The 3299-nt window shown below is 26.8% G+C and carries 2 protein-coding genes; both read left to right on the plus strand.

What is annotated here, in order from left to right; translation table 11 throughout:
* Positions 1-110: 110 nt before the first annotated feature.
* Positions 111-704, plus strand: coding sequence for a hypothetical protein (locus tag ACYPV9_RS14180; protein WP_149025884.1), 594 nt, complete (start codon positions 111-113; stop codon positions 702-704).
* Between the two features lie 168 nt (positions 705-872).
* Entirely contained in the window at positions 873-3029 is a 2157-nt protein-coding gene (locus tag ACYPV9_RS14185) for a hypothetical protein (RefSeq protein WP_459744815.1), read from the plus strand.
* The last annotated feature ends 270 nt before the right edge of the window (positions 3030-3299 follow it).

A 3299-nucleotide genomic window follows, 5' to 3' on the forward strand; every position in this document is an offset into this window, starting at 1 on the left:
ATTTTTGTCTACATCTATTTTCCTTCGGAAAATAGCCGTCGACTTAAAACGCAACTTTTAATAACACAAACACGTTGGCTGTAATTAAAAACCGAAATCAAAATTAACATATGAAATTAAAAAGAAATTTATTTACAATTCTATTTTTGACAATTAGTACAATCGGCATTGCGCAAGATTATAAAAATGAACTGAAAAAGGAATTTAATGATTATTTGAGTACAATTGTAAATATGGAATTTGAAAAATCTATGGAATATATTGTTCCTGAATTTTTTGAAATTATTCCAAAATCTCAAATGATTAAGGTTATGAAAATGACTTTTAACAATCCGGATATGGAATTTGAATTAAAAAATCCGAAAATCTTGAAAGTTAATGACAAAAAGAAAATCGAAAAGAAATATTATTCACTTCTGACTTATTCAAATCAAATGAATATGAAAATAAAAGGAGAAGAAGGAGAAACAAAAGACGAAAAAACAACGAGAATAAACCTGACTAAATTGTCATTGGAAAGTACTTTTGGTTCTGAAAATGTTGTCTATAACGAAAAAACTGATTTTTTTGAAATTCAATCTCAAAAAGACGTTTATGGAATATCTGAAAGTGGAGAAAAAAACTGGAAATTTTTAGTAATTGAAAAGAAACAGAAAATGATTCTGGAAAAATTATTACCAAAAGAATTGAGCGAAAAAATATAAAAAAACTACAGCCAACAACATATATAATTTATTGCTTGCTTCTTGCCTACTTGCGAAAATCCTCGCGGATTTTCTTTGTCTGTAATTATTTATTAATTTAGTGCAAAACCCACGCAACAAACCATATATAATCACGTTGGCTACAATTAGAAAAGAACCAGAAAATTAATGCTATTAAAAGAAGTTTTCAGTAAAATCTACAAAGAATCATTTACTAAAGAAAACCCTACATGGGAAAGAGAATATAATTATGAAAATGAAGATCTATTGAAAGAAATAGATCTTCATTTTCAATTTGAAATCAGAAATTTATTTACAATTAATAATGAATCTGAAAGAACAATAAAAATTCTCAATGAACATTTTGATCAAATAATAGAAAGAAAAAATAGCCCTAATTCTACACCACTTGAAAAGGAGTTTTTTTATTATATCCAATTTATATCTGGTTTATCAACCATCACTCAACTAAACTATGATGGTGAATTTATTTATTGTTTTGGAATATTTATGAGGTCTGTTTTTGATAAAACATATAAAAATGGTGAAGTTTACGATTTGAAAGACATTAAAATATTTAAACTTCTAAATTCTAAAAGTGATTACTTATCAAACTGCTACCCTGTTATAGAGCAATGGTTTAGTCAACTATATTATTACTCAAAATCTTTTTCTGGCCTTAATGATTGGTGTGAATATTACTTTGAAGACATATTCTATGAATTAAATGAAAATTTAAATATAGAGGAATATCATCCTCAGTTTTTATCCAATCTACTCTCTTGGTGTGAGGTTGCATTAAAAAAAATTGAAAGTAATGCTGTCAGAAAAATTATTCAAAGAGAATACGACGCTATTGATTGGTCAGACAATTTTAACAAAAATAAGATAAAATCTGGTCTAGGAATTCAGTTAATACTTTGTAAGAATTACGAAAATGATAATAAGAACAAAATTTTACAAGAGATAGAAAACAATATTGATATACATGCAGGTATAAAAATGCAAGCAATTATTGCTTTATGCTTTGATGAAGTCTCCTTAGATGCAAATTACTCATTACTTATAGACTCAATAAGAAGTTTTAATGAATACATTAAAATTGAGTATCCTAATAATATTGATTCAACCTATCAAAGAGCAAGAATATTTAAAAGTTTATTAAATGGTATTATTTCATTAACTATAGAATTAGGAAAAGGGAAAATAATAGATGAAATACTTACATCCTATTATACGATTACAGAACCGTATGAAGAAGGAATAATTTATATAATAACTAACTTAAAAGAAAAAGTAACTTATTGCCTTCCAGAAGAATCAATATTTGATCAAAAAGACTCTCAAAAAATAATAGTTAATCTTATAGAAATAGAAAACAAAGTGTTTAATTCATTTCGACTATTAAAGGGTGGCTTTACAAAGAAAATTATTCCAACTGAAAAACCAATAGGTTTTCCTGAAAGTAAATATTCAAAGATATATGAAAACAAACTCAATGAGTTATACAATTTTGATTTATTAAGAGATAAATTAATAAATATAGGCTCGTTAATTCAATTTGATTTTAATTCAACCCCTATTCAAACGTTAATGCTAAGAAATATAGGAATTACTTTACCTTTAAATTTAAGCCTTTCAAAGAAACTAGATTTCCCTGAAACTAAGAATGTTTTATTTTGGTCAGGTAATAGCTTAACATCGGAAATTGAAACAATTTCTCTTAAAGAAATTTTCTCCTCACAAGAAATTAATTTCGAAATTCACAATGAATCTAATAGTAACCTAGAAAACTTTATTAATCAAATTGATATTCTAAATCCAGAAATCATTTGGATATCTTCTCATGGTCAACATGAACATTACGAGCCAAATTCGTCACAAATTCATCTTTCTAATGAAATCTCAATAAAAATTAGAGATTTCCATTTATTGAAGAATAAAAATAAAAAGAGAAGGCTTTTATTTTTCAATGTATGTGAGGGAGGTACACATGCCCAAACAGGAGAATTTAAAAATATTGGATTCCCTAACTTACTTACTTCTGAAAATCAAGATGTTATATCACACTTATGGATGGTTGACTCTAACTTTGCCTACATCTTTGGAATCCTCTTTTCTATCGGGGTCTGTTTTCATAAAAAAAACTTTTTCGAATCTTATTGTTATTCCTTGTTAGTAATAATGAGAGGAAAAGAAAGTATCCTCAACAATTTAAACGAATTACCTTTAGAGCTATCGGAATTAAAAGATAGAATTATTAATAATGATCGCACAGAATGGAAAAACTTGGTAACAATTGGGAGTCCAGTATATCATATATAACTGTAGCCAACACGGTGTATAAAACATAGCTAATAAAGGCTTAACCGAAAGGTTTGTGTATATTTAGAAAGTCCGCCAAATTTTTAATTTGGCTTTTAAAAAGAGAAAAATTAAAAACAAAATATAAAAATTCGGCTCTGTGTTAATCCGAAAAGTTAGTGTCTTTTTATACACTACGTTTCATACACAAGTCCGTTGCCAAAAACTGTTCTCACTCAAACTCTGAAAATGGAATTTATAAAAAAGTTTTGAATTCAAAAATGTTAAACA

This window comes from Polaribacter sp. OB-PA-B3 (genome assembly GCF_054589375.1).